The following is a 22,997-nucleotide window of genomic DNA, read 5'->3' as shown; positions in this document are numbered from 1 at the left end:
GTCGACGAGCCCGCGCTCGACACCGTCTCCGGCGTTTCGCGCGGGCCGGGCCGGGTACGCGAGCAGATGACACCGGATCAGGGCGGACCGAGGTGGTGGGCATGACCGAGCACATATCCCGCACAGCCACAGGCACTACGACGGTGGGAGTCCGGTTACCCGCGCAGCTCGAACAGTTGCTGATGTTGCGGGCGCTGGCCGAAACGGTGTCGTTGATCGCCGACTTCGCACTCGACGAGGTCACCGATATCCGGCTCGCGCTCGACGAGGTGGCGACCTCGCTGATCCTGGACGCGGTACCCGGATCGGAACTGACCTGCGAGTTCACCTATGGGGACGACCGCATGAGTGTCGCCGTATCGTCGATCGCGGCGACCGAATCGGTCGGTGACCGGCACAGCTTCGGTTGGCATATCGTGCGCACCCTGACCGAATCCATCGCGACCGAGCAGCGGCCCTTCGACGACGTCGCGGGCGGATACCCGACCACGGCCCGGTTCACCTGGGTGCGCGGCGGTTCCGACGGCAGGGGCAGTCCCGACGGAAACGGCAGACCTGATGGCAGCTGAGCGGTCGCGGGCGTATTCACGACCCGCGCGCCGCCCGCCGGGCCAGGACAGCTACGACCACATCGAGCCGTTGCTGGAGAAACTCGCGTCCCTGCCCGACAGCGATCCGCGCCGCACCGCGATGCGCGCGGAGGTGATCGACCGCTGTCTACCGCTCGCCGAACACATCGCCCGCAAATTCGCCGGGCGCGGTGAAATGTTCGAGGATCTGCTGCAAGTGGCGCGGGTGGGACTACTACACGCGGTGGACCGGTTCGATGTGACGCGCGGGACCTCGTTCCTGTCGTTCGCGGTGCCGACCATCATGGGGGAGGTCCGCCGATATTTCCGGGACAACACCTGGTCGGTGCGGGTGCCGCGGCGGGTCAAGGAGATCCAGCGCGGCATCGGGCCCGCCACCGACAAGCTGGTGCAGCGGTTGGGCCGGATGCCGAGAGCCAGGGAGCTGGCGGCCGAACTTCAGGTGGATCTGGTCGAGATCACCCAGGCGTTGATCGCAGGCAACGCCTATCAGAGTTCCTCGATCGACACGGTGACCGGCGATGACGCCGAGAACGCGCCGGTGAGTGAAACCCTCGGCGCCGAGGAACCGTCCTACCGCTACGTCGAGGACTATCTGGCCGTGCAGCCCTATATCGCCGAACTTCCCGAACGGGAACAGCTCATGCTCCGGCTGCGGTTCTTCGACTCTCTGACCCAGCACGAAATCGCCGAGCGGCTCGGTGTCTCGCAGATGCACGTGTCACGGATCCTGTCCCGCACCCTCGACCGGTTGCGGGAACAGGCGATGGGCGACTGACGGACCGCCCCGGCTCAGACCGGCGTCGGTGGTATCGGGTCCGGTGTCGGACCAGGGTCCGGTGGTGGCGGAATCGGCGGGGTGGGCGGATCACCCGGCTGCGGAGCAGGCGGCACCGGCTCCGGTTCCGGCACCGGATGCGGCGGCGGTGGTGGTGGCACCGGATCGGGTTCGAGCGGGCGATCCGGATGGGCAAGCTGGTCGGTGGCGCTCATCGGAGCTACGACCGGCCGAGCGCTCGGGCCAGCTGCGCCTTGTTCATCTTCGAGCGGCCCTCGATATTGCGCTGACGTGCTTCGTTGTACAGCTGGTCACGGGTGGGGCCCTGCGATCCGCTGTGCGAGCGCTTACCGCCGCGATGCTGTGGTGAGACGTCATGGGTGGATGAGCGGCTCGCGGTCTTGGACTGGCCCGACTGGGCGCGATTCTTGTTGACGGTGCGCGCGGCGATTTCCTTCGCCCGTTTGGTGCCCGCACCGCGGTCCTCGGCCGAATCCTTGATGTGTTCGTACTGCCGTTCCTGTTTGTCGGTCCATTCCTTCGGCATGACACACCTCCTGTCTGCGGGACGTATACCCGGCGCGCGCGTACGCAATCAGCGGTTCGGACGACCGGATCACTTCGCGACGAGTTCACGCATCGGTTTATCGAGTTCACGCTGGTAGAAGTCGAGAAATCCGTCGGGGTCGGGCCCGGCGTTCTGCATCACGAGATGGTCGTAGCCCGCGTCCACGTAGTCCTGGGCGGTGGCCAGATAACGGGCGGGGTCGGGGCCGCAGGCCATGGCCGCGCGGATGTCGTCGACGCGCACGGTGGTGGTGGCCGCGGCGAAGTTCACCGGATTCGGCAGCTCGCTCATCACCTTCCATCCGGTCACCGCCCAACGGGTGGTCTCGTGCGCGGCTTCGGCGGCGGTCTGCTCATCGGGCGCCCATGCCATGCCGACCTCGGCGTAGCGCGGTCCGGTGCCGCCCGCGGCGCGATAGTCGTCGACCAGTCGCGCTTCGGGCCCGGTGGCGAACAGTCCATCGCCGAGTTCACCGGCGATCCGCGCTGCCTCGCGACCTCCGGCGGCAACCGCGATGGGCGGTGGGTTCTCGGGCAGGTCGAACACCCGGGCGTCCGATACCGACAGATATCTGCCGTCATAGGACCGGTACCCGCCGCACCACAGCAACCGGATGATCTCCAGCGCCTCCCGCAACATCGCCTGCCGCACCGCGATCGGCGGGAACTCGCGGCCGACGACATGCTCGTTGAGCCGTTCACCGGAGCCGACGCCGAGGGTGAATCGTCCGTCCGAGATCAGCGCGAGGGTCGCCGCGGCCTGCGCCACGATCGCCGGGTGATAGCGCAGGATCGGGCAGGTGACACCGGTGGCGATCCCGATCCGGTCGGTGCGGGCCGCGATGGCGCCCAGCGCGGTCCAGGCGAAACAGGAGTGGCCCTGGTTGTCCAGCCACGGATGGAAGTGGTCGCTCATCTCCACGAAATCGAAGCCCGCGGCCTCGGCGCGGACGGCTTGGCGGATCAGCTCGTTCGGGCCGAACGATTCCGCCGCCAGCTTGTAGCCGATCTGCATACTGCCTCCTCCTGATCGTGCCGATGTGGTCGTGTGCGCGCTGTCGGTGCCCGGCTATCCGAGCGAGATCAGCAGCACCACCGCCACCACGATGAACAGGCCGACGACGAGCGCGGTCACGACGATTGCGGCGACGCCGGTGAGCGGGAAATGGTGGCGGGTGTCGGGTTCCGGCGCCGACAGCCCGGAGGTCTGGGCGGTATCGGGCGGCGTGGCGCCCGGTGCTACACCGCCGCCCGGTTCGAGATCGGGAATGCGGGACGGATCGGGATCCATAGATGTCATGGCAGGCCTACTCACCGTCGTTGTCCGGTGTCAGCGGTGCGTTCGGACGTTTTCCGGTCGCCTTGCGGTAGATGATGACCGCCGCGACCAGCACTGGGATTGCGATGATCACGAGTAGTTCCATGGTTGGCGCGTACCCGGTGCCGCATCGGTCAATCGGACGGGAACGGTCTGATTGCCTCTTCGTGTTTCGACCGGTCAGCGAGGCGAGCGATCGTAATACCCCGGATGGGTACCATCTGGGTATGGGCTCCGAGCGCGGATCGCATCAGGACCATCACGCCGAACACGACCACGTCGGTCACGCTGCCGGTCATGCTGGTCAGGGTGGTCACGCAGGGCCCGGTGATCATGCAGGACATGCTGGTCACGCAGGGCCCGGCGGGCATGTAGGACATGCCGGTCAAGCGGGGCACGGTGATCACGCCGGGCACGCCGGGCACGCAGCGCACGGTGATCATGCGGGGCACGCAGAGCACGCCGGACACGGTGATCACGTGGCCCAGTTCCGGCGCCTGTTCTGGATCATGCTGGTCCTGGCGGTGCCGGTGGTCGCGGCCAATGCCATGTTCGCGGACCTGATCGGATACGAGCTGCCGCACAGCGGGCCGATCACTTGGATTTCGCCGGTGCTGGGGACGGTCATGTACGTCTGGGGTGGGCGGCCGTTCCTGACCGGTGCGGTCGGTGAGATCCGGGCCAGGCAGCCGGGAATGATGCTGTTGATCGCGCTGGCCATCACGGTCGCGTTTCTGGCGTCGTGGGGTGCGGTGCTCGGCATCCTGTCGCATGAGCTGGACTTCTGGTGGGAGCTGGCGCTGCTCATCGTGATCATGCTGCTCGGGCATTGGATCGAGATGCGGTCGCTGGGGCAGGCGTCGAGCGCGCTGGAATCGCTGGCCGCGCTGCTGCCCGACGAGGCCGAGCGGGTCGAGGGCGACGCGATCAGCACCGTCGCGGTCACCGAGCTGGCCGAAGGTGATCTCGTGGTCGTGCGACCCGGCGGACGGGTGCCCGCCGATGGTGTCGTCGAATCCGGTGCGGCCGATGTGGACGAATCCATGATCACCGGTGAATCCGTCGCGGTGCGGCGCGCGCCGGGCGATCGGGTGGTCGCGGGCACCGTCACCACCGATTCCGCGCTGCGGGTGCGCGTCACGGCCGTCGGCGCCGACACCGCGCTGGCCGGAATCCAGCGGCTGGTCAGCGAAGCGCAGAACTCCACCTCACGCGCACAGGTGCTCGCCGATCGCGCGGCGGGCTGGCTGTTCTGGTTCGCGGCGGGCGCCGCCGCGATCACCGCGACGGTCTGGCTCGCCCTCGGCGAACCGGACGCCGCCGTCACCCGCACCATCACCGTGCTGGTCATCGCCTGCCCGCACGCGCTCGGACTGGCCATCCCGTTGGTCGTGTCCATTGCGACCGAACGCGCGGCCGAGGCGGGGGTGTTGATCACCGATCGTCGCTCGCTGGAAGCCATGCGCACCGTCGACGCCGTGCTGTTCGACAAGACGGGCACCCTGACCAAGGGCGAGCCCGCGGTGATCGACGCCGCGGGCACCTCCGGATACGACGCGAACCAGGTGATCGCTGTGGCGGCGGCGGTCGAAGGCGACAGCGAACACCCACTCGGGCGCGCCATCGTCGGCGCCGCCGAACAGCGCGGGACCGCCGTGGCGGCCGCGACGGATTTCACGGCACGCAACGGTGTCGGCGTGACCGCACGCGTCGACGGCTCGACGGTCAGCGTCGGCGGTCCCGGCATGCTGGACGAGCACGGGCTACCGGAACTCCCCGAATCCGCCGCCTGGGCGGCGCAGGGCGCCACGGTGCTGCATGTGATCCGCGACGGCGCGGTGGTCGGCGCCCTCGCCCTCGCCGACGAGATCCGCCCCGAATCCCGGCAGGCCGTCGACGCGCTCCACGAGCGCGGCGTGCACGTCGCCATGATCACCGGCGACGCCGCTCCCGTCGCGCATTCGGTCGCGCGGCGGCTCGGGATCGACGAGGTCTTCGCCGGTGTCCTCCCACAGGACAAGGGCGCGAAGGTCCAGGCACTGCAATCGGCGGGACGGACCGTCGCCATGGTCGGCGACGGCGTCAACGACGCACCCGCCCTCGCCCAGGCCGATGTGGGTCTGGCCATCGGCGCGGGCACCGACGTCGCCATCGCCTCGGCCGGTGTGGTGCTGGCCGGTGACGATCCACGCTCGGTGCTGTCGGTGATGGCACTCTCGCGCGCCACCTACCGCAAGATGATCCAAAACCTCAGCTGGGCAGCCGGATACAACCTGATCTCGGTACCGCTGGCCGCCGGTGTGCTCGCGCCGTGGGGATTCACCCTGCCGATGGAGGTGGGTGCGCTGCTCATGTCGGCGTCGACGGTGGTGGTCGCGATCAACGCCCAGCTGCTGCGTCGTCTGGATCTGCGCCCGACGGCGGTGCTGGGCAGTGCCGGGAACACAGCGGATTCCTCAGCGGCGCACAAGCTTCCGGTCGCGTCCTGAGATCGGCCGTGAACTGCCGACCTCAGTTCTCCGTGTCGTACCCCAGCCGCACGTCGTGGGAGACCTCCCCACCCGACACCAGCACCTGACCGGTGACCGCCGGATAGCCCCGCGCCACGATCGTGTACCGGCCGACAGGCAGATCCGGCACGGTATAGCGTCCGTGCTCGTCGGTGCGTGCGGTGGCGGTCAGTTCGCCGGTGTCGTCGAGCACGGTGATCTGGGCGTCGGAAATCGTGCGGCCGTCCGCGGTGGCGGCCGTACCGACGAGCACCGCCATCGGCGTGAGCTCGATATCGTGGCGCAGCCTGCCGGTATCGGGCACCGACAGGGTGATCGCGTCGGGCCGCATATGGTCGGCCACCGCCACCAGCGTGTACGACCCCGCGACGACGCCTTCGCACGTGTAGGTGCCGTCCGCGCCGGTCACCGCCGTCGCGACGACCTCACCGCGCTGATCGGTCAGCGTCACCGTCGCACCGGTCAGCGGGTCACCACTGCCCGCCGAACGCACCACCCCGGACAGCCGTCCGGAGCCGAGCAGCGTGAGGTCAAGCCGTTGTGGCTGGGGCCCGACCGTCACATTGACCGCGGCCGGTTGGTGTCCGCTCGCCGAGGCGATCAGCACGTAGCTGCCCGCGTCGGCGGTCCCGAATACGAATTCGCCGTGCGCGTCGCCGGTGGTGCGCGCCGCTTGACGTCCCCGCTGATCGATCAGTGTCAGCGCCACATCGGGTACCGGATGTCCGTCCTCGCGGTGCACCCGTCCGGTGAGTGACACCTCGCCGGAGTCGATCGAGGCCGTCGCGGTGCGGTCGTGCCCGGCATGCCCATTGGCCTCGGCGTGACGCGCCGCCGCGGCGGCCAGGACGGGTTCCGGCTCCGACAGCGCCTGCGCCGCGCCCTCCCACACCTGGTCCTCGTCCCATGCGGACGCGCTGTCCTTCGCGACCGCGGCGTCATGGGCGTGTTCCGGATCGGGTCGCGTGGCGGGCGCCGGTGCGTCCTGGAGCGGGATCTCTTTCATGAACATCAACACCACGCAGGCCAGCAGCGCCACCGCGGCGGCGGCGTAGAACACGCCCTGCATGGAATCGGTGAATCCGGTCAGGATCGGCTCCCGCACCTGTGGCGGCAGCGTCGCGATTCCGCTGGTATTGCTCTGCAAGGCGCCGAGGGCGGCCGCATCGAATCCGGGCGGCAACTGTCCGCCGAACGCCTCGGTGATCTTGCGCGGCAGCAGATTGAACAGGATGGTCAGGAAGATCGCGACGCCGAGAGTGCCGCCCATCTGCCGGAAGAACGTCGCCGACGCGGTGGACACCCCCATATCCGAGCGTGGGCCCGCGTTCTGCGCGGCGATGATCAGTGTCTGCATACAGCAGCCGAGGCCGAGCCCGATCACGCCGCCGTAGACCAGCGGCTGCCACAGCGCGCTGTCGTAGTGCACCTGGGCGTACAGCACCGCGCCGACCGCGATGATGAACGTGCCCGCCACCGGCAGGATCTTGTAGCGGCCGGTGCGTTTGGTGATCTGGCCCGCCACGCCGGAGCCCACCATGATGCCGAGCACCAGCGGCAGCATCAGCAGGCCAGCCTTGGTCGGCGAATAGCCGCGCACCACCTGGAAGTACTGCGGCACCATGGTGATCGCGCCGAACATCGCCACACCCACGATGAAGCCACCGGCGATGGTGACGCTGAAAGTGGAATTCTTGAACAGCCGCAGCGGGATGAGCGCGGCGTCCTTCATCAGGTATTCGATCAGTACGAACAGCAGCAGTCCCGCCGCGCCGATGCCGTAGCAGGTCAGCGCCTCGGTAGAATCCCAGCCCCAGTATCTGCCCTGTTCGGCCACGATCAGCAGCGGCACCACGCAGACGGCGAGGGCGATCGCACCGAGCCAGTCGATGCGATGGTTCTGCCGTTGATGCGGGACGTTGAGCACCTTGGCGACCACGATCATCGCGAGCACCCCGACCGGCACGTTCACCAGGAATACCCAGCGCCAGCCCTCGATACCACCGAGGAAGTCGTAATCGGAGAAGAAGCCGCCCAGCACCGGGCCGAGCACCGTCGCACCACCGAAGACGATCATGAAATAGCCCTGGTACCGCACGCGTTCGCGGGCCGGAACGATATCGCCGATGATCGTGAACGCCAACGACATCAGACCTCCCGCGCCGAGCCCTTGGAAGGCGCGGAACGCGGCCAGTTGATACATCGACGTGGCGAAGGTGCAGGCCACCGAGCCGATGACGAACAGCCCGATCGCGATCAGATAGAACGGTTTGCGACCGTAGATGTCGGCGAGCTTGCCGTACAGCGGTGTGGTGATGGTCGCGGTGATCAGATAGGCGGTGGTGGCCCACGCCTGTTCATCGAAGCCGTGCAGGCTGTTGGCGATCTTGACGATCGCGACGCTCACGATGTTCTGGTCCAGTGCGGCCAGGAACATCCCGAGCAATAGACCGGAGAGGATGGTCAGCACCTGCCGGTGTGACAGGGTGGTCTCCTCGCCGGTCTCCGGGTGGTCGGTGTCCGCCCGGGTGGTCGATGTGGTCATCTGAGCCTGATCCTGATCTGGTAGCCGTGGGGTGTGGGGCAGGGGAGTGGGCGGGACGGTGCTGCCGTCGGCCGGATGTACCGGCGCTCGACCGGATCCGCACCGCCCCCGCAGAGTTGTTTAGCAACAGCAACTAGTTGCGTCGGGAAACTATACAGGCAGCTATTGTGTCGGCGGTCACGGGGTCGGTCGGCTCGTGGCGGCTGTCGACCTCGACCGAGCTATCCACTGACGGCCTTGGGGCAGTGCGCATTCGCGGCATTTCGGACCCGAAACCGGTCGGATCGGGCCTCGGTACGGCATCGTCACCGAAATTGGTGAATCCATGGTTTCGCCGACAACGGTGCATCGACTATGAATGTGGGGTGCCACTGCCACGTGTGACCGCCTGCCCGTCATCCGATCTCTGCCGCCGGGAGTCGATGTGACCATCGAGCACCCCATCGAAGACGAGGTCACGCAGCTGGCGCGGCGGGTCGAGAAGGCCCGCGGCCGCCTGGCGTACCAGTTCGATCCGGCGCTCACCGATGCGCTGTCGGAAGACGAGCTGCACGCCGAACGTGAACTCGCCGAGCGCATTCGGGTCCAGGACCGAGCGCAACGCTGGAAACAGGCCCAGGCCGCCGCCGCCGCGTCCGATCGAGCCAGACAGACCACCGAAGAAATCGAGAAGGCCGACATTCGAGATCTCTTGCTCGCCCGTAAGGCAATCGCCAATCAGCAGCGCGAATCCAGCCCGCACGCCAAACTGGCCTCGCTCTACCGGCACCGCGCGTGGTCGCTGCGGTCGCTGGCCGGTGTGGTCGGCGCGGGAATGCTGTGGTCGGCGGTCAATGTGCAACAGAACATCGCACCCGGCGGGCCCGGCGACCCGCTGTACTGGTTCAGCTATCTGATCGAGGCGATGATCAGCGTCTGCCTCATCATCATCATGATCGGCACCAACAAGGTGTCGGAATGGGGCGTGGTCGACAATCGGCAGAAGGTCGCCGCCGCCGAAATCGCCCTGCTGGCACTGACCGTCAGCCTCAACACCTACCCTTACGTCCGTGACGGCGCCTGGTACGAGGCGGCCGTGCACGCGGTCGCACCGGTGATGATCGGTGTCGCGCTGCTCATCCACGACGCGGTCAGCGCCCGATACGGTCTGGCCATCGCGCGCGCCACCGAGCAGGTCAAAGAACTGCCCGATCCGGCCGAACAGATCCGCAACCGGCTGCCGAGTATCTCCAGCTTCCGGCTCAGCGCGCCGGACTACGCGCTCCAGCAGCCGGTGGGCATGGAGTCGGAAGTGGTGGTGCGGGAAGAGATTTCGGAGCCCGAGGAGGCGGAGCCGGTCGAGGAGGTCGTGCCCGAGCCCGAAGCGGAGACCGAGGTGCTCGAACGTAACCCCGAGCCCGCCGCCCCGCGCGCCGCGTTCCGCACCTCCGGCAAACCCACGACACCGAAGGTGCCGATCTCGTTCGACGACGAGTTGTTCTTCGGTTCCACCGACCTCACCGCCGCCTCGCCGACCGCACGCGCCGCGTCCAACGGCGCAGCGTCGGACAGCAACGGCGTTGCGGTCAACGGCACCCGGACCGCGGCCGAGCCCACCTCTGCTGTCACCGAGCCGGTGAAGGTGAACGGTTCGTCCTCGGTCGGCAGTGCGAAGGCGGGTGCCTCGACCGCGGCCAGCTCGTCGAACGGTGCCGCCAAATCCGTCGAACAGCCGTCCTCGGCGGCGGCCAAGATGTCCGAGAACGGCGCCAACACCGTCGCGGTCGCCAAAACGCCGCTCGCGCAGGCGCAGACGGTGAGCATCGACCGGCCCGAGCCCGCACCGGCGTTCAGCGCCGCGATGGCGGCCGACACCGCCAAGGCGGCTCGCGGGCGCAAGACCAAGGGCAAGGCGACCGCCGACGGCGAGCCCACCCTGCACGAGGTCGTCAACGCCACCAGCATCTACGACACCGGGCAGTTCCGTATCGCCGAAGAACTCGAACGCGAACTCGCCGAGATGCAGGCCGCCCGTCGCCGCGCCCGCACCAGCAAGCAGCGCTGATCGGTTTCCCGACGGGCTGGATGTCCGGCTTCCCGGCTCGGTCGGCTGCCACCCTCGGCCTGTTCGGTGATCGGCGTCGGACGGCGGCCGGCCGGATCGGTCAGTGGTTCGCCGTCTCGGTGCGCACGGTGAAAGCCGCGGTGCGGACGGTGTCACCGTGCTTGAAATCGAGGAACAGTCGGTAGGTTCCCGGGCCGGGGACGGCGGTGTGGAACGAGATGTCCGGGCCGGGGGCGGTGACGCCGTCGCCCGGTTCGCCGTTCGGGTGGACGTGGACGTAGGCCAGATCGCCGCCGCGGATTATCACGAGGTGGCCGAACGCCGCGAGATACGGCTGCAAATCGGTGACGGGGGCGCCGTCCTTGTGGACGGTGAGCGTGAGCAGGCTCCCGGCGCCGGTGGTGAGTTCGCCCGCCAGCTCGACCTCGTAATCGTCCACCCGGAACGTCCGGGCCGGTTCGGGCACCGGCTGCGGTGTGTAGTCGCCCGCCACTGCCAGATCCGCACCGAGGGTGATGGTCCGGCCGAGTTCGCGCGGCGCGATATCGGTGAACACCCGATACCCACCCGCCTCCGGCAGATCCAACCGGACCGACCAGGTGCCGTCGGCGGCCCGCTCGGGATGTACATGCCAGAACCCGGTCAACTCCCGCGGCACCACGATCAGATGCAGTTCCTTGTCGTGGATCGGCGTGTATTCGGTGACCGCCCGCCCGTCCGGGCCGACGATCCGGAACCGGAAATCGACCTCACCCGGGTGAAGGATCGTCTCGGCGAGTTCGAGCGTGTAGCCGTCCTGGGTGATCAGCAGGCCGCCGGGGAACTCGGAGCCGCCGTGGGTCGAGTGGTTGCCGTGCCCGGTGTGGGTCGCGTGGTCGGCGTGAGCCACGTGATCGGCGTGAGCCACGTGATCGGCGTGGCTCGCTTGGCCGGTGTGCGTCGAATGGCCGGTGTGGAGGTTGGCGCTCATCGTCGTCGTCCTTATCGCTTGTCGCTGTGCTGTCTGCTGTTGTTCTGAAAATGAACATATACCCCCTGGGGGTATGTGGACAACATTGCGAGTGGTGATGCCGATCACAGAGATCGCATCGGTGAAAACTTTCCAGCGCGATGTCGATGTGCGGGTACACGGCTACGACGTTCGTGGTGAGGATGGATCAACGCACTGCCCGATGCTGCCTTCGCTCCTGCGTCTTCCGGGCCGGGATCGCTACGCGCAGCGCCACAGTGAGGACTACCCGGTCCCCACACTCCGGGGACCACCCCTCGCGCCTCCGGCGATCCACGAAGTCGGAGTCCGGTGCACGTTGTGAGCACGGCCCGAGTGTGTGTGGCTTCAATCCAAGGGGCGCAGGGCGATCATCGTGCGTGGTGCGGCGAAGAAGAAGTGGCCGGGGGAGCGGGCGGTGAGTTCACCATTGTCGGTGAGTGCGTCGGGGTCGGCGTCGATGGCGCGGAAGGGGGCGGTCCAGACGGTTTCGCCGGTGCGGGGATCGAGGGCGCGGAACCCGATGGTGTCGGTGAGGAGAGCGATGTCGGTGTCCCAGGCTCGGGCGGAGGCGAATCCGTCGGAGTCGGTGCGCCAGAGGCGTTGTCCGGTACGCAGATCCAGGCCGGAGACGGTGTGTGCGGCGTGGTCCTGGAGGAGCGCGATATCGCCGAGGATCGCGGTCGCGGCGCCGCGGATCGCGGGAGCACCCTCGCCCGAATCGGGCGCGGTGTAGACGAGGTCGGGGCTGGTCCAGCGGACGGTGCCATCGCGGCGGTCGTAGGCGGTGTCGTCGATGAGGACGGGGATGGTGTCGTCGGTGGGCAGGTCAAGCGTCAGGTCGTGCACGCCCGGTCGATCCGTGGCGGCCAGAGTGCGGCCGGTGCGGTCGAGGAGATCGGTGCCGGTGATCCGGTAGCCGTCGCATTCGGTGGTGACACGCAGGAGCAGTGCGTCGGATGTCGTTGTGGTGCGCGAACATCCGTTCAGTTCGGCGTTCCATGTGGGGTCGCCGGTCGCCAGGTCGAATCCGGCCAGATCCGCACCCAGCGTGAACACACCCTGCCCGTGCGTGACATCGAGCGCGTCGAAGGGCAGGCTCTCCCATGCCGTGCCCATGGCGAATGATCTGGACCAGTGGGCGTCGGGATCGGCGAGCGTGCCGGAATGCACTCGGACATCATCGGATTCGACATCGCCCTCCGCGAGATAGACCCGATCATCGACGGCGGCGATGGCGAAGACCATCCAATCGACGGGTGTGCGGGTCACCGCGCCGCTGTCGAGGTCGTATCCGATCACCGCGGGTTCCTCGGCCGACACCGACGTATAGCAGATCAGCGCGCCGTCGACCGGGACGTCCGCGCAACCACCCAGGTCGGAAGCGGGCGCCTGCCAACGCTGCTCGCCGGTGTCCGCGTCGAATCCGTACATCCGCGGTTCGCGCAGCGCCATATCGTCGCCGGACACCCCGATCACCGTGACGAGGGTGTCACCGGCGTCGATGAAACCGGCACCACCGAGGTCGTATTCGGTGCCATAGGCCGGATCGCGGAACTCGGCGAATGCCTCGCCATAGGTCGCGGCCGCGTCGACCGACCAGGCCAGACCGGGTGCGGCGTCGCCGGTACCGGTGATCTTGCGCGTGGTGTCGTGCGGCTGCGTCAACACCGCAACGGCGCCCGCGCTCGTGACGACGGCGGCCACGGCGGCGAGCACCAGATTGCGCATGCCCGCATTCATCGCTGGACCTCCAGTCCGGGGGCCGCCGCGATCGCTTCGAGTCGCGCGGTGGACAGGGGTTCACCGGGCTCGGTGGCGGTGGACGACACCTGAACCTCGGTGCCGGACGGTCGGGTCACGGTGACGGTGCGGTCGGACCGCTGTGCCCACCCGCCGGCGCCCCCGGGGGTGGCGTATCTCGACTCGCGGATCTCGATGACCGAGCCATCCGGCAGCCGTCGACCAGCGACCGTGTCGGTATCGGCGGAGGGTTGCGCGGGTTCGTTGGGCATGGATCGACCGGTGGTGATCGAAATGCTCAGCTGCGACTGCCGGTCGCCCTCGGCGACCCGGACGGTCTGGCACAGTCCACCGCGGCCGGAGCCGGCGGGACGCAGCTGCCCGAGCGGCCGGTCGAAGCTCAGGCCTTCCATCGGCAGCTCTGCCAGCGCCGCGTCCAGACGTCGCGCCGTCGCCTCATCGATCGGTGGGCTCTGGTCGTCGGTGACCGAACAGGGTTCGGGCGGCTGTGGTGTTCCCGGCGGTACCGCGGCGGTGACGCGCACACCGGGGACGGTCGCCAACGTGACGAGTTCATCGATGGTCAGCGGTACGGTGCCGGTCGGATCGCTGCCGTCGGGGGCGTCGGTGGCGCGCGCGATCACCACGGTGCCGTCCGACAGATACGCGGTGGCGCTGCGGGACAGAGTGCGGACACCGTTGGTCTCCGACCAGGAATCGTGGGTGTCGACGGTGGCATCGTCGAGCCTGCGACGTTCGTCGAGTTGCCCTGCGACACAGGACGGTATCGGATCATCGGACCTGCGAACCGACACCGACAACGAGCCCGCCCGGTCCCCTCGGCGCAGCGACGCCCGCGCGTTGGTGAAGCTGTCGAACTCGGTGGTTTCGGGGTCGCCGAGGATCGGCTGGAAGAACAGTGAGGCGTCGTTGGGGGCGAAGTCGAGAACGACCGCATCGGGGAGCGCATCGTGCAGGGCCGCCGACATGGCGACCGCTTTGGGACCGGAGAACCAGGGATGGGCGGGGTTGTCGTAGCCGAACTCGTTCACCGCGACCCACCCGAACAATCCGCCCTCACCAGGGGGATCTACGGTGTCGCAGCCCGGTATCTGCGTCGGATACGTCACCGACGGCGTGAGGTAGGTGTATTCCTCCTCCGGTTCCGGCGGCGCAGCCGTGGTCGTCGTGGGCGGGGCGGTGGTCAACTCCGGTTCGGGCTCGTGCAACAGCCCACCGACGATCACTCCGCAGGCCACGATGGACACGCACACCAACCCGGTGGTCCACCCACTCACCGCCCGCGACGGTCGGCCCATGCTGTCTTCGCTGTCGGTATCCGACACCCTGTTCTCCCTCCGGCTCGATCATTAGATCAGTCGGCCGCGCGCTCACCGCGGGTGGTCGTGTGCCGCGAAATCGGTGGTGCAGCCGCAGCGGGACCGGCTCGGCAGACCAGACAGCGAAGCACTCGGCCAGCATGGCCGGAGCGCTGGCGGCCCTCACATTGGGGTCTGGCAGGCGCGCCACCGCAGCCATAACCTCCGAGATGGTCGGGGGACCGAAGCAACCTGGAGGATCAAGTGAAACGCACTCTCGCCGCCGTGGCCATCACCGCCGCGCTCCTGCCCGCGGCTCAATTCGCCACCGCGACGACTGCCGCCGCCGCCCCGCAGCAGGCGTTTGTCGACGGACCGATGCTCGGCTCCGCCGACGTCGGGTGCGGTGCCCAGGGATGCACCAATCCGCTGGTGAAGTTCCTGCTCGTCGACCTGCTCGGACTGCTCCAGAGCGGATCGTCGGGCACCACCGCATAGCAGGTGAGGAGGGTGATCGCTTCGGCTCACGGAGCCGAAGCGATCATTCGGACAACGCTGCCCGGAACAACTCCCACGACCGGTGCAGGTCCTGCTCCCAATAGCCCCAGGAATGAGTTCCCGTCTCGCGGAAGTCGACGGTGGCGGGGATGTTCAGCTCGCGCAGGCGATCGCGGAGCCGGTGGGTGCAGAGGTTGGTGACCTGTTCGAGCGGAGCGCCGAAGAGGAGTTGGTAGGCGAGGTTCAGGGGGCCGTCGGCGGCGGGGAGGGTGTCGAGAGGGCCGGGGAGGCCGGTGCCGGTGGAGACATAGATCGCGGTGCCGCGCAGGTCGCCGGCGTGCAGGTAGGGATCTTTGGCAGCCCACACCTCGCGGCTCGCGCCCCACATGTTCGCCGGATTGCCGCCGTTGCTGGCGACGACCGCGCTGATCAGGGCCCGGCCGCTCAGATCGCTGGTCTGTACGCAGCCGCTGTAGGAGCCGATGGCGCGGTACAGCGTAGGTGCGGCCAAGGCGAGCTGGAATACCGCGGTGCCCGCCATGGAGATGCCCGCGATGGCGTTGTGTCCGGTGCCGTCGAAGGCGCTGTCGATGATCGGCGGCAGTTCTTCGGTGAGGAAGGTGGTCCACCGTTGCTTGCCCAGGACCGGGTCATCGGTGCGCCAGTCGGTGAAATAGCTGCCGCGACCGCCCATGGGAACGACGAGGGTGACCTGTTCGTCGGCGAAGAACTCGACCATATCGGTCGCGTTCACCCAGTTCCGGTCGGCGCCACCGTCGGCGCCGTTGAGTAGATACAGCACAGGTGCGGATGCGGAAGTATCGGGCGCCGGACGCACTTTCACGGTGATATCGGTCGCCATCGCGGTGGAGTGGACCTGTAGATCGAGCAGCCGGTCGGCGCCCTCGGCCACGCCGACGATCCGGGAGCCGTCGGGTGCGGGCCGCGCGTCGACCGGAACGGGCAGCCCCGGACTCTCGGGTGCGCCGGACGCGCTCACCGGGCACAACGCGGCGACGATCGACAACGGCACCAGCACGCTCATCGCCCGCCACCGCATCCGACCTCGCGCGGAACCGATGCTCACCGGACACCTCCGAATACCCGCCGTGCCTGTCGCTGACCTCGACGGTAGGGGAGTGCGAAAGGGGGTGACCGGGTATTCGGAAACCGTTGGGAACCTGGCCAGACCAGCGGGAACCCAGCTTGGGGCGGATCACAAGCTCGGTCGGCCCTCGGGAGTGATTCAGTGCCGACTCTCGGCGAGGACCTCCGACAGCTCGCGCGTTCCCCTGGCGATAGCGGTCGCGAGGTCGAGATCGAGGCGCACCTCGAGATCCGGTTCCACGGCGGCGCCGTCGTGGTGGGTGAGCCCGCTCCCGGTGATGACGTAGTGGAAGGTCGTCTCGCCGATGTGCACCGTGACCGTTCCGGTCGAAACCACCTCGGCGACAGCACGTCCCAGCGGCAGCGCGAGCCAGTGCGCGCGCACGGCGTCGGTCGTCCTGCGCTCGCCGAGCAGCGGGGTCCCCCATACCGACAGCGCTTCCAGCACCGGCCGCAATCCCGCACCGGCGGCGGTGAGTTCGTACAGGGCGGTCGTCGCGCGCGGGCCCACCCGGCGACGGGTGAGAATGCCCTCCCGTTCCAGCTCTTTCAGCCGTGCGGCCAGCACATCGGTGCTGATGCCCGGCAGGTCGGCGAACAGATCGCTGTATCGGCGCGGCCCGGCGGTGAGTTCGCGAACCACCAGCAGCGCCCAACGATCCCCGACGACCTCGAGGGCCCGGCTCACGGCGCAATGGTGGTCGTAGTTTCGGCGTGGCACCCCGCCACTCTATCGTCATGCTTGGAAAATCCAAGTGCTAACTTGGATTTTCCAAGTAGAGTAGCGCCATCCACACCGAGAAGAGGGCGTCCATGCAGGTCAAGCAGTCGAGCAAATTGTCGGGAGTGTCGTACGAGATTCGCGGCCCGGTGGCCGAACACGCCGCGCGACTGGAAGCCGAAGGCCATCACGTGGTGAAGCTCAACACCGGCAATCCGCTGCCGTTCGGCTTCGAGGCGCCCGTGGAGATCGTGCAGGACATCGTTCGGACGCTGCCGAGTTCGAGCGGCTACTCCGGCTCGAAGGGCCTGCTGTCGGCGCGACGCGCGGTGGTGCAGTACTACCAGACGCTGGGACTGCCCGATATCGATGTCGAGGAGGTGTTCCTCGGCAACGGCGTCTCCGAGCTGATCATGATGGCAATGACGGCCCTACTGGAAAACGGCGACGAAGTGCTCGTTCCCGCACCGGATTTCCCGCTGTGGACCGCGGCGACGGCCCTCAACGGCGGCCGGGCCGTGCACTATCTGTGCGATGAATCCGCCGACTGGTTCCCCGATGTCGCCGATATCGAATCGAAGGTCACCGAACGCACCCGCGCGATCGTCATCATCAACCCGAACAACCCCACCGGCGCGGTGTATTCGCAGGATGTGCTGCGCGACATTCTCGAAGTGGCGCGCCGCCACAACCTCATGGTGTTCTCCGACGAGATCTACGACAAGATCTACTACGACGGCGCCACCCACACCGCGACCGCCGCCCTGGCGCCCGACCTGCTGTGCCTGACGTTCTCCGGTCTGTCCAAAGGCTATCGGTGCGCCGGTTTCCGCTCCGGATGGATGGTCGTCTCGGGCCCGACCCAGCACGCCGCGAACTATCTGGAGGGCCTGACGATGCTCGCCGGTCTTCGCCTGTGCGCGAATGTCCCCGGCCAGCAGGTGATTCAGGCCGCACTCGGCGGACGCCAGAGCATCTACGATCTGACCCTGCCCGGTGGGCGGTTGCGGGAACAGCGTGATCGCGCGTGGGAAGCGCTCAACGCGATCCCCGGAATCTCGTGTGTGAAACCCAAGGGTGCGCTCTACGCCTTCCCGAAGATCGACCTCGACGTCTATCCCATCCACGATGACGAGAAGTTCGTCTTGGATCTGCTGCTCCAGGAGAAGCTGCACATCGTGCAGGGCACCGGCTTCAACTGGCCGCGCCCCGACCACTTCCGCATCGTCACCCTGCCGCACGCCGACGATCTCGAGGCCATCATCGAACGAATCGGCCGCTTCCTGGCGACCTACCGGCAGTAGGCAACCACGGCGCCGAGGTCGGCAACGGGGCACCCACCTCGCACAGGACAGGTCCCCGAACAGGCCAGCAACGCCGACTCGCCCGCATCGAAGTACGCATCCGCGCCGCCGACCGCCCATACGATCGACCCATGAGCGAGCTGATCGCAGTCAGTGGGGCGACGGGGGCGATCGGGGGCCGCGTTGCCCGCAGGTTGTCGGCGGCGGGAATCGAGCAGCGGTTGCTCGGCCGCAATGCCGCACGGGCGCCGCAGCTTCCCGGAGCACATTTCATCGCCGCGGACTACGCCGAACCCGCGAGCGTGCGCACCGCGCTGGAGGGTGTCGGCACCTTTTTCTTCGTCTCGGCCACCGAAACGCGTGATCGCGCCGATCAGCAGCGTGCCGTGGTCGGCGCCGCGGTCGCCGCGGGCGTGCGCCGCATCGTCTACGTCTCCTTCGTCGGCGCCGCACCCGACTGCACCTTCACCTTCGGGCGCGACCACTGGTGGACCGAACAGGAGATCCGGGCCTGCGGGCTCGAATTCACCTTCCTGCGGGACAACTTCTATCAGGACATGCTGCCGCTGCTCGCCGGTGCGGACGGTGTCATCCGCGGCCCCGCCGGTGCTGGACGGATCGGTGCGGTCGCCCGCGACGACGTCGCCGATGTCGCTGCCGCCGTACTCACCGGCGCCGAACACGACGGCCATACCTACGACGTGACCGGTCCACGCGCGTTCAGCCTCACCGAAGCCGCCGCCATGATCAGTGAGGCGACCGGCCGCACCATCACCTACCGCCCCGAATCCCTCGACGAGGCGTACGCGAGCCGCGCCGACTACGGCGCCGAGGACTGGGAGGTGGCGGGCTGGGTGACCTCCTATCAGGCCATGGCCACCGGCGAACTGGACATCGTCACCGATACGGTGCCGCGACTCACCGGGCATCCGGCCAAGGACTTCACCGAACTGCTGGCCGAGTCTGCTCGGTATGAGGGCTGAGGGCGCAATGTCGCCGACGTGCCCGCCGCCGACAGCAATATGTAGCCCTTCCGGTTGCTCTCGGATAGCCACGCGGCGGCGGTGAACCGCGTAAGCTTGCGCCCAGTTGCCGAAGCACTGGCACAGGTGGGCGAAAGCATGCGGATAGCGGTCGCCGAGAGTTTCCCACCGTGTGGGTGGGTGCCGTCGAACGCGGCGATCGCCGACCGCCACTGGGGAGCCTTCCGGCAGGCGAATGTCGTCGCGTGACCGGTGACTTCCGCTGGGGCAGTACGTATCCGAACGCGAGAGTCGAGAGGAGCGTCGCGTTGTGCAGCGGGCGCCGTCGGCGGCGGCGCCGATATGACCGCAGTCGGTAATGCCGAGATGGGATGTGACGATGACCGAGTCCTGGCCCAGTTCGATGAGTTCCTTCGACGACATCTTCCAGCGCTTCTTCGGCCCGGGAATGTCGGAGCGACCGCCGGTGCAGCGCACCGATCTGGGCCGGTTGCTCAGCGACAACGCCAAACAACTCGTCGCCACCGCACAGGCCGCGGCCAAGGACTGGCGAAATCCCGAAATCACCCCCGAACACCTGCTGTACGCGGCAACCCTGGTGGAACCCACCCGCGGTATCCTCGCCGAACTCGGCCACGACCCGGACGAACTCAGCGTGAAGATGCGCGATGCGGCGGCCGGTACCCGCGCCACCAACGGTAACGGCGCGCTCGCGCTGAGCCCATCGGCCAAACGTGCCATGCGCAACGCCCAGCGCAGCGCCGCCGAGGCGGGCAGCAGCTATATCGGACCCGAACACATCCTGCTCGGCATGGCCGAACTGGATACTCCCGCTGCCCAGGCCATGGCGGGCGCGCAGCTGCCCGGCAGCGACGGTCAACGCAAGGACAGCCAGACCCCGACCCTCGACGAATACGGCCGCGATCTCACCGCCGAGGCGCGGGCGGGCAAGGTCGACCCGGTGGTCGGGCGGGCCGAGGAGATCGAGCAGACCGTGGAGATCCTGTCCCGTCGGCGCAAGAACAATCCGGTGCTCATCGGCGATCCGGGCGTCGGTAAGACCGCCATCGTGGAGGGACTGGCCCAGCGCATCGTCAACGGGGATGTGCCGAGCACGCTCGCCGACCGCCGCGTCGTCGCACTCGATGTCGGCTCCCTGGTGGCGGGCAGCAAATACCGCGGTGAATTCGAGGAGCGGCTGACCAAGATCCTCGACGAGGTGCGCGCCCATTCCGATGAACTGGTGGTCTTCATCGACGAACTGCACACCATCGTCGGTGCGGGCGCCGGGTCGGAAGGCTCGATGGACGCGGGCAATCTGCTCAAACCGGCGCTGGCCCGCGGTGAACTGCACGCCATCGGCGCCACCACCATCGACGAGTACCGCCGCCACATCGAGAAGGACGCCGCCCTGGAACGCCGTTTCCAGCCGGTGATGGTGTCGGAACCCTCGGTGGCCGACACCATCGAGATCCTGCGCGGGCTCGTCGACGTCTATGAAGAACACCATCAGGTGCACTACACCGACGAAGCGCTGGTCGCCGCGGCGGAGCTGTCGGACCGCTATCTCACCGACCGGTTCATGCCCGATAAGGCCATCGATCTGATCGACCAGGCCGGTGCGCGGGTGCGGTTGCGCACCCGAACACCCGGCCCGGATGTGCGTGAACGCGAGGAGGAGGTGGCGCGGCTGCGCCGGGAAAAGGACGCCGCCGTCGCCGCCGAGGACTACGAGAAGGCCAAGGAACTCAAATCCGAGATCGCCGTCGCCGAAGAACAACTCGATGACGCGGGTACGACCGAAGCGCCGGAGGTGACACTCACCGATATCGCCGAGGTCATCTCCCGCCAGACCGGTATCCCGGTGGCCGATCTCACCACCGAGGAACGTCAACGGCTGCTCCAGCTCGAAGACGTACTGCACAAGCGGGTGATCGGCCAGGACGAGGCCATCGTCGCCGTCGCCGAAGCGGTGCGCCGGGCACGGGCCGGGCTCAAGGACCCCAACCGGCCCATCGGTTCGTTCCTGTTCCTCGGGCCCACCGGCGTCGGCAAGACCGAACTGGCGAAAGCGCTGGCCGAAGCGGTGTTCGGCGACGAGGACCGGCTGATCCGCTTCGATATGAGCGAGTTCCAGGAAAAGCACACCGTCTCGCGGCTGGTCGGCGCCCCGCCCGGATATGTGGGCTACGACGACGCCGCCCAGCTCACCGACAAGGTGCGCCGCCAGCCCTATTCGGTGATCCTGTTCGACGAGATCGAGAAGGCGCATCCCGATGTGTTCAACGTGCTGTTGCAGCTGCTCGACGACGGCCGGGTCACCGATTCCAAGGGTCGCACGGTGGATTTCAAGAACACCATCGTCATCATGACCAGCAATATCGGCTCCGATCTGATCCTGTCCGCGCCCGCGGGCGATCTGGACTCCATCACCCCGAAGCTGACCGAGCGCCTGCGCTCGCATTTCCGGCCCGAATTCCTCAACCGCATCGACGACACCATCGTCTTCCACCGTCTCGACCAGCAGCAGATCCATCGCATCGTGGACCTGGTCCTCGACGGCACCCGTCGCCTGCTGCGTGCTCAGGACATCGAACTCGATGTCACCGATCCGGCGGTCGACTGGCTGGCCGAACACGGTTACCAACCCGAATTCGGCGCCCGCCCCTTGCGCCGCACCGTGCAGAAAGAGGTCGACAACAAACTGTCGCGGTTACTGCTCGACGGCGACCTGGCCTCCGGTGACACGGTGCGCCTCGACGCCGACAGCAGCGGTCTGCAATTGGCGGCGGTCGAGCGTCGCGGGGCGAAAACGGTGGAGGCCGCGCCGTAGCCGGCATCGGTAGCCTGTCGTTGGACCGAAGAACACCAACGACAAGGAGCTCTTGCCTTGGAGGAAGTACTACGGCCGCTCATCGTCTTCTGCGGGACCATCGCGCTCACCGTGGTAGCCGGTCTGCTCTTCGATCGGCTGATGCGCTTCTACGCGCACAAACGCCCGGACACCCGGCTGCCGCTGCTGCTGCGCCGGGTGCGGATGCCACTCCAGGTGCTGCTCGGTGCGGTGGCCCTGCACGCCACCTACCCGCTGGCCGAACTGGACCTGCGCCAGGACGCGGTGATCCGCAATGTGCTGGCCACCATGGCGATCATGGCGGCGGTATGGCTGGTGATCCGGGCCGCCGACGCGGTCGCCGACAACACCCTCGGCGCCTACGCCCAGCGCACCCGTGATGTGGCGCGGGTGCGGCAGTTGCGCACCCAGCTCGCGCTGGTGCGCCGCATCGTGACCTCGGTGCTCGTGGTCACCACGGCGGCGGTGGCGATCCTGCTGCTGTTCCCCGGTCTGCGGACTCTCGGGACTTCGCTGCTGGCCTCGGCCGGTGTGATCGGCATCATCGCCGGTGTGGCCGCGCAATCGACCTTGAGCAACCTGATGGCCGGACTACAGATCGCCTTCGGCGATTCGGTGAAGATCGGCGACACCGTGGTGGTGGAAGGGGAGATGGGCACGGTCGAGGAGATCACCCTCGCCTTCCTGACGGTGCGGATCTGGGATGACCGCAGGCTGACCATGCCGGTGTCCTATTTCAACAGCAAGCCCTATGAGAACTGGTCGCGCGGCGGTCCGCAGCTCACCGGCACGGTGTATCTGCATCTGGACCACAGCACGCCGATCCCGCAGCTGCGCGAGCATCTGCACGAGTATCTGCGGGAGCGGCCGGAATGGGACGGGCGCTCGTGGAATCTGCTGGTCACCGATAGCACTCCGACCAATATCGTGGTGCGCGCGGCCATGTCGGCCGCCGACTCCGACGATGTGTGGACGCTGCGCTGCGCGGTCCGCGAGGAACTGCTGCACTGGCTCGGTCGCAATCATCCGTATTCGCTGCCCAAGATCTCGACGGCGATCTCCGGTCCGCCCGACGAGGAACGGCTACTGGCGTTGACGGCCGGTGGTGAGGACGGCTACCGCAACTGA

General features: G+C 67.7%; 20 protein-coding genes. 9 read left to right on the top strand and 11 right to left on the bottom strand.

Going from position 1 to position 22,997, the window contains the following annotated elements:
* The first annotated feature begins 101 nt into the window (after positions 1–101).
* The gene (locus tag QH168_RS22710) at positions 102–569 is read left to right on the top strand and encodes an ATP-binding protein (protein ID WP_280236793.1); all 468 of its coding nucleotides are present in this window, start codon (positions 102–104) and stop codon (positions 567–569) included.
* Positions 559–1,368: an RNA polymerase sigma factor SigF gene (locus tag QH168_RS22705; RefSeq protein WP_280236792.1), complete on the top strand. Its 810-nt coding sequence runs from the start codon at positions 559–561 to the stop codon at positions 1,366–1,368. Before QH168_RS22710 ends, QH168_RS22705 begins: the two co-directional genes overlap by 11 nt.
* Positions 1,369–1,382: 14 nt before the next feature.
* Here the strand turns inward: QH168_RS22705 and QH168_RS22700 are convergent, their stop codons facing one another.
* The 5 genes from QH168_RS22700 to QH168_RS22680 all read right to left on the bottom strand — a co-directional run bounded on the left by QH168_RS22700 (position 1,383) and on the right by QH168_RS22680 (position 3,732).
* Positions 1,383–1,583, bottom strand: a complete 201-nt coding sequence (locus QH168_RS22700; protein WP_280236791.1) for a hypothetical protein — start codon at positions 1,581–1,583, stop codon at positions 1,383–1,385.
* Positions 1,584–1,588: 5 nt separating this feature from the next.
* Positions 1,589–1,915 (bottom strand): plasmid stabilization protein, encoded by a 327-nt coding sequence (locus QH168_RS22695; RefSeq protein ID WP_280236790.1) that lies wholly within the window; start codon positions 1,913–1,915, stop codon positions 1,589–1,591.
* 69 nt (positions 1,916–1,984) lie between these two features.
* Positions 1,985–2,950, bottom strand: coding sequence for a TIGR03557 family F420-dependent LLM class oxidoreductase (locus tag QH168_RS22690; protein ID WP_280236789.1), 966 nt, complete (start codon positions 2,948–2,950; stop codon positions 1,985–1,987).
* A gap of 54 nt (positions 2,951–3,004) precedes the next feature.
* Entirely contained in the window at positions 3,005–3,235 is a 231-nt protein-coding gene (locus QH168_RS22685; protein WP_280236788.1) for a DUF6480 family protein, read from the bottom strand.
* Positions 3,236–3,387: 152 nt separating this feature from the next.
* Positions 3,388–3,732, bottom strand: coding sequence for a hypothetical protein (locus QH168_RS22680; RefSeq protein WP_280236787.1), 345 nt, complete (start codon positions 3,730–3,732; stop codon positions 3,388–3,390).
* 30 nt (positions 3,733–3,762) lie between these two features.
* On the opposite strand from QH168_RS22680, the gene QH168_RS22675 reads away from it, so the two are divergent.
* Positions 3,763–5,742: a copper-translocating P-type ATPase gene (locus QH168_RS22675; protein ID WP_280236831.1), complete on the top strand. Its 1,980-nt coding sequence runs from the start codon at positions 3,763–3,765 to the stop codon at positions 5,740–5,742.
* A gap of 22 nt (positions 5,743–5,764) precedes the next feature.
* Here the strand turns inward: QH168_RS22675 and QH168_RS22670 are convergent, their stop codons facing one another.
* Positions 5,765–8,308, bottom strand: a complete 2,544-nt coding sequence (locus QH168_RS22670; RefSeq protein WP_280236786.1) for an MFS transporter — start codon at positions 8,306–8,308, stop codon at positions 5,765–5,767.
* 424 nt (positions 8,309–8,732) lie between these two features.
* Between QH168_RS22670 and QH168_RS22665 the strand changes: the two genes are divergently transcribed.
* Positions 8,733–10,352: a hypothetical protein gene (locus QH168_RS22665; protein WP_280236785.1), complete on the top strand. Its 1,620-nt coding sequence runs from the start codon at positions 8,733–8,735 to the stop codon at positions 10,350–10,352.
* A gap of 100 nt (positions 10,353–10,452) precedes the next feature.
* On the opposite strand, the gene QH168_RS22660 is transcribed toward QH168_RS22665, so the two are convergent.
* The 3 genes from QH168_RS22660 to QH168_RS22650 all read right to left on the bottom strand — a co-directional run bounded on the left by QH168_RS22660 (position 10,453) and on the right by QH168_RS22650 (position 14,429).
* Positions 10,453–11,322, bottom strand: a complete 870-nt coding sequence (locus QH168_RS22660) for a hypothetical protein (protein ID WP_280236784.1) — start codon at positions 11,320–11,322, stop codon at positions 10,453–10,455.
* Positions 11,323–11,688: 366 nt separating this feature from the next.
* Complete coding sequence (locus tag QH168_RS22655; RefSeq protein WP_280236783.1) at positions 11,689–13,083, bottom strand: PQQ-binding-like beta-propeller repeat protein; 1,395 nt, start codon at positions 13,081–13,083, stop codon at positions 11,689–11,691.
* Positions 13,080–14,429, bottom strand: a complete 1,350-nt coding sequence (locus QH168_RS22650; RefSeq protein WP_280236782.1) for a hypothetical protein — start codon at positions 14,427–14,429, stop codon at positions 13,080–13,082. Before QH168_RS22650 ends, QH168_RS22655 begins: the two co-directional genes overlap by 4 nt.
* A gap of 237 nt (positions 14,430–14,666) precedes the next feature.
* Between QH168_RS22650 and QH168_RS22645 the strand changes: the two genes are divergently transcribed.
* Entirely contained in the window at positions 14,667–14,900 is a 234-nt protein-coding gene (locus QH168_RS22645; RefSeq protein ID WP_280236781.1) for a hypothetical protein, read from the top strand.
* A 43-nt stretch (positions 14,901–14,943) separates the two neighbouring features.
* Here the strand turns inward: QH168_RS22645 and QH168_RS22640 are convergent, their stop codons facing one another.
* Complete coding sequence (locus QH168_RS22640; protein ID WP_280236780.1) at positions 14,944–15,987, bottom strand: alpha/beta hydrolase; 1,044 nt, start codon at positions 15,985–15,987, stop codon at positions 14,944–14,946.
* A gap of 159 nt (positions 15,988–16,146) precedes the next feature.
* Complete coding sequence (locus tag QH168_RS22635; RefSeq protein ID WP_348537609.1) at positions 16,147–16,695, bottom strand: winged helix-turn-helix transcriptional regulator; 549 nt, start codon at positions 16,693–16,695, stop codon at positions 16,147–16,149.
* Positions 16,696–16,820: 125 nt separating this feature from the next.
* Between QH168_RS22635 and QH168_RS22630 the strand changes: the two genes are divergently transcribed.
* The 4 genes from QH168_RS22630 (at position 16,821) to QH168_RS22615 (ending at position 22,997) form a co-directional block, all read left to right on the top strand.
* Positions 16,821–18,032 carry a pyridoxal phosphate-dependent aminotransferase gene (locus tag QH168_RS22630; RefSeq protein ID WP_280236778.1) on the top strand — a complete coding sequence of 404 codons (1,212 nt, stop codon included), beginning with the start codon at positions 16,821–16,823 and terminating at the stop codon, positions 18,030–18,032.
* Positions 18,033–18,163: 131 nt separating this feature from the next.
* Positions 18,164–19,015, top strand: a complete 852-nt coding sequence (locus QH168_RS22625) for an NAD(P)H-binding protein (protein ID WP_280236777.1) — start codon at positions 18,164–18,166, stop codon at positions 19,013–19,015.
* 379 nt (positions 19,016–19,394) lie between these two features.
* Positions 19,395–21,848: an ATP-dependent Clp protease ATP-binding subunit gene (locus tag QH168_RS22620; protein ID WP_280236776.1), complete on the top strand. Its 2,454-nt coding sequence runs from the start codon at positions 19,395–19,397 to the stop codon at positions 21,846–21,848.
* 57 nt (positions 21,849–21,905) lie between these two features.
* Entirely contained in the window at positions 21,906–22,997 is a 1,092-nt protein-coding gene (locus QH168_RS22615) for a mechanosensitive ion channel family protein (protein ID WP_280236775.1), read from the top strand.

It is taken from the genome of Nocardia cyriacigeorgica (genome assembly GCF_029868385.1).
GTDB lineage: Bacteria > Actinomycetota > Actinomycetes > Mycobacteriales > Mycobacteriaceae > Nocardia > Nocardia cyriacigeorgica_F.
This window is presented reverse-complemented; position numbering and strand designations above follow the sequence as displayed.

What these genes read in the sequence shown, in the direction of transcription:
- QH168_RS22670 (WP_280236786.1), bottom strand. Translation starts at nt 8,308, where the DNA reads ATGACCACATCGACCACCCGGGCGGACACCGACCACCCGGAGACCGGC.
- QH168_RS22685 (WP_280236788.1), bottom strand. Translation starts at nt 3,235, where the DNA reads ATGACATCTATGGATCCCGATCCGTCCCGCATTCCCGATCTCGAACCG.
- QH168_RS22620 (WP_280236776.1), top strand. Translation starts at nt 19,395, where the DNA reads ATGACCGAGTCCTGGCCCAGTTCGATGAGTTCCTTCGACGACATCTTC.
- QH168_RS22675 (WP_280236831.1), top strand. Translation starts at nt 3,763, where the DNA reads ATGCTGGTCCTGGCGGTGCCGGTGGTCGCGGCCAATGCCATGTTCGCG.
- QH168_RS22700 (WP_280236791.1), bottom strand. Translation starts at nt 1,583, where the DNA reads ATGAGCGCCACCGACCAGCTTGCCCATCCGGATCGCCCGCTCGAACCC.
- QH168_RS22710 (WP_280236793.1), top strand. Translation starts at nt 102, where the DNA reads ATGACCGAGCACATATCCCGCACAGCCACAGGCACTACGACGGTGGGA.
- QH168_RS22655 (WP_280236783.1), bottom strand. Translation starts at nt 13,083, where the DNA reads ATGAATGCGGGCATGCGCAATCTGGTGCTCGCCGCCGTGGCCGCCGTC.
- QH168_RS22660 (WP_280236784.1), bottom strand. Translation starts at nt 11,322, where the DNA reads ATGAGCGCCAACCTCCACACCGGCCATTCGACGCACACCGGCCAAGCG.
- QH168_RS22630 (WP_280236778.1), top strand. Translation starts at nt 16,821, where the DNA reads ATGCAGGTCAAGCAGTCGAGCAAATTGTCGGGAGTGTCGTACGAGATT.
- QH168_RS22625 (WP_280236777.1), top strand. Translation starts at nt 18,164, where the DNA reads ATGAGCGAGCTGATCGCAGTCAGTGGGGCGACGGGGGCGATCGGGGGC.
- QH168_RS22695 (WP_280236790.1), bottom strand. Translation starts at nt 1,915, where the DNA reads ATGCCGAAGGAATGGACCGACAAACAGGAACGGCAGTACGAACACATC.
- QH168_RS22690 (WP_280236789.1), bottom strand. Translation starts at nt 2,950, where the DNA reads ATGCAGATCGGCTACAAGCTGGCGGCGGAATCGTTCGGCCCGAACGAG.
- QH168_RS22705 (WP_280236792.1), top strand. Translation starts at nt 559, where the DNA reads ATGGCAGCTGAGCGGTCGCGGGCGTATTCACGACCCGCGCGCCGCCCG.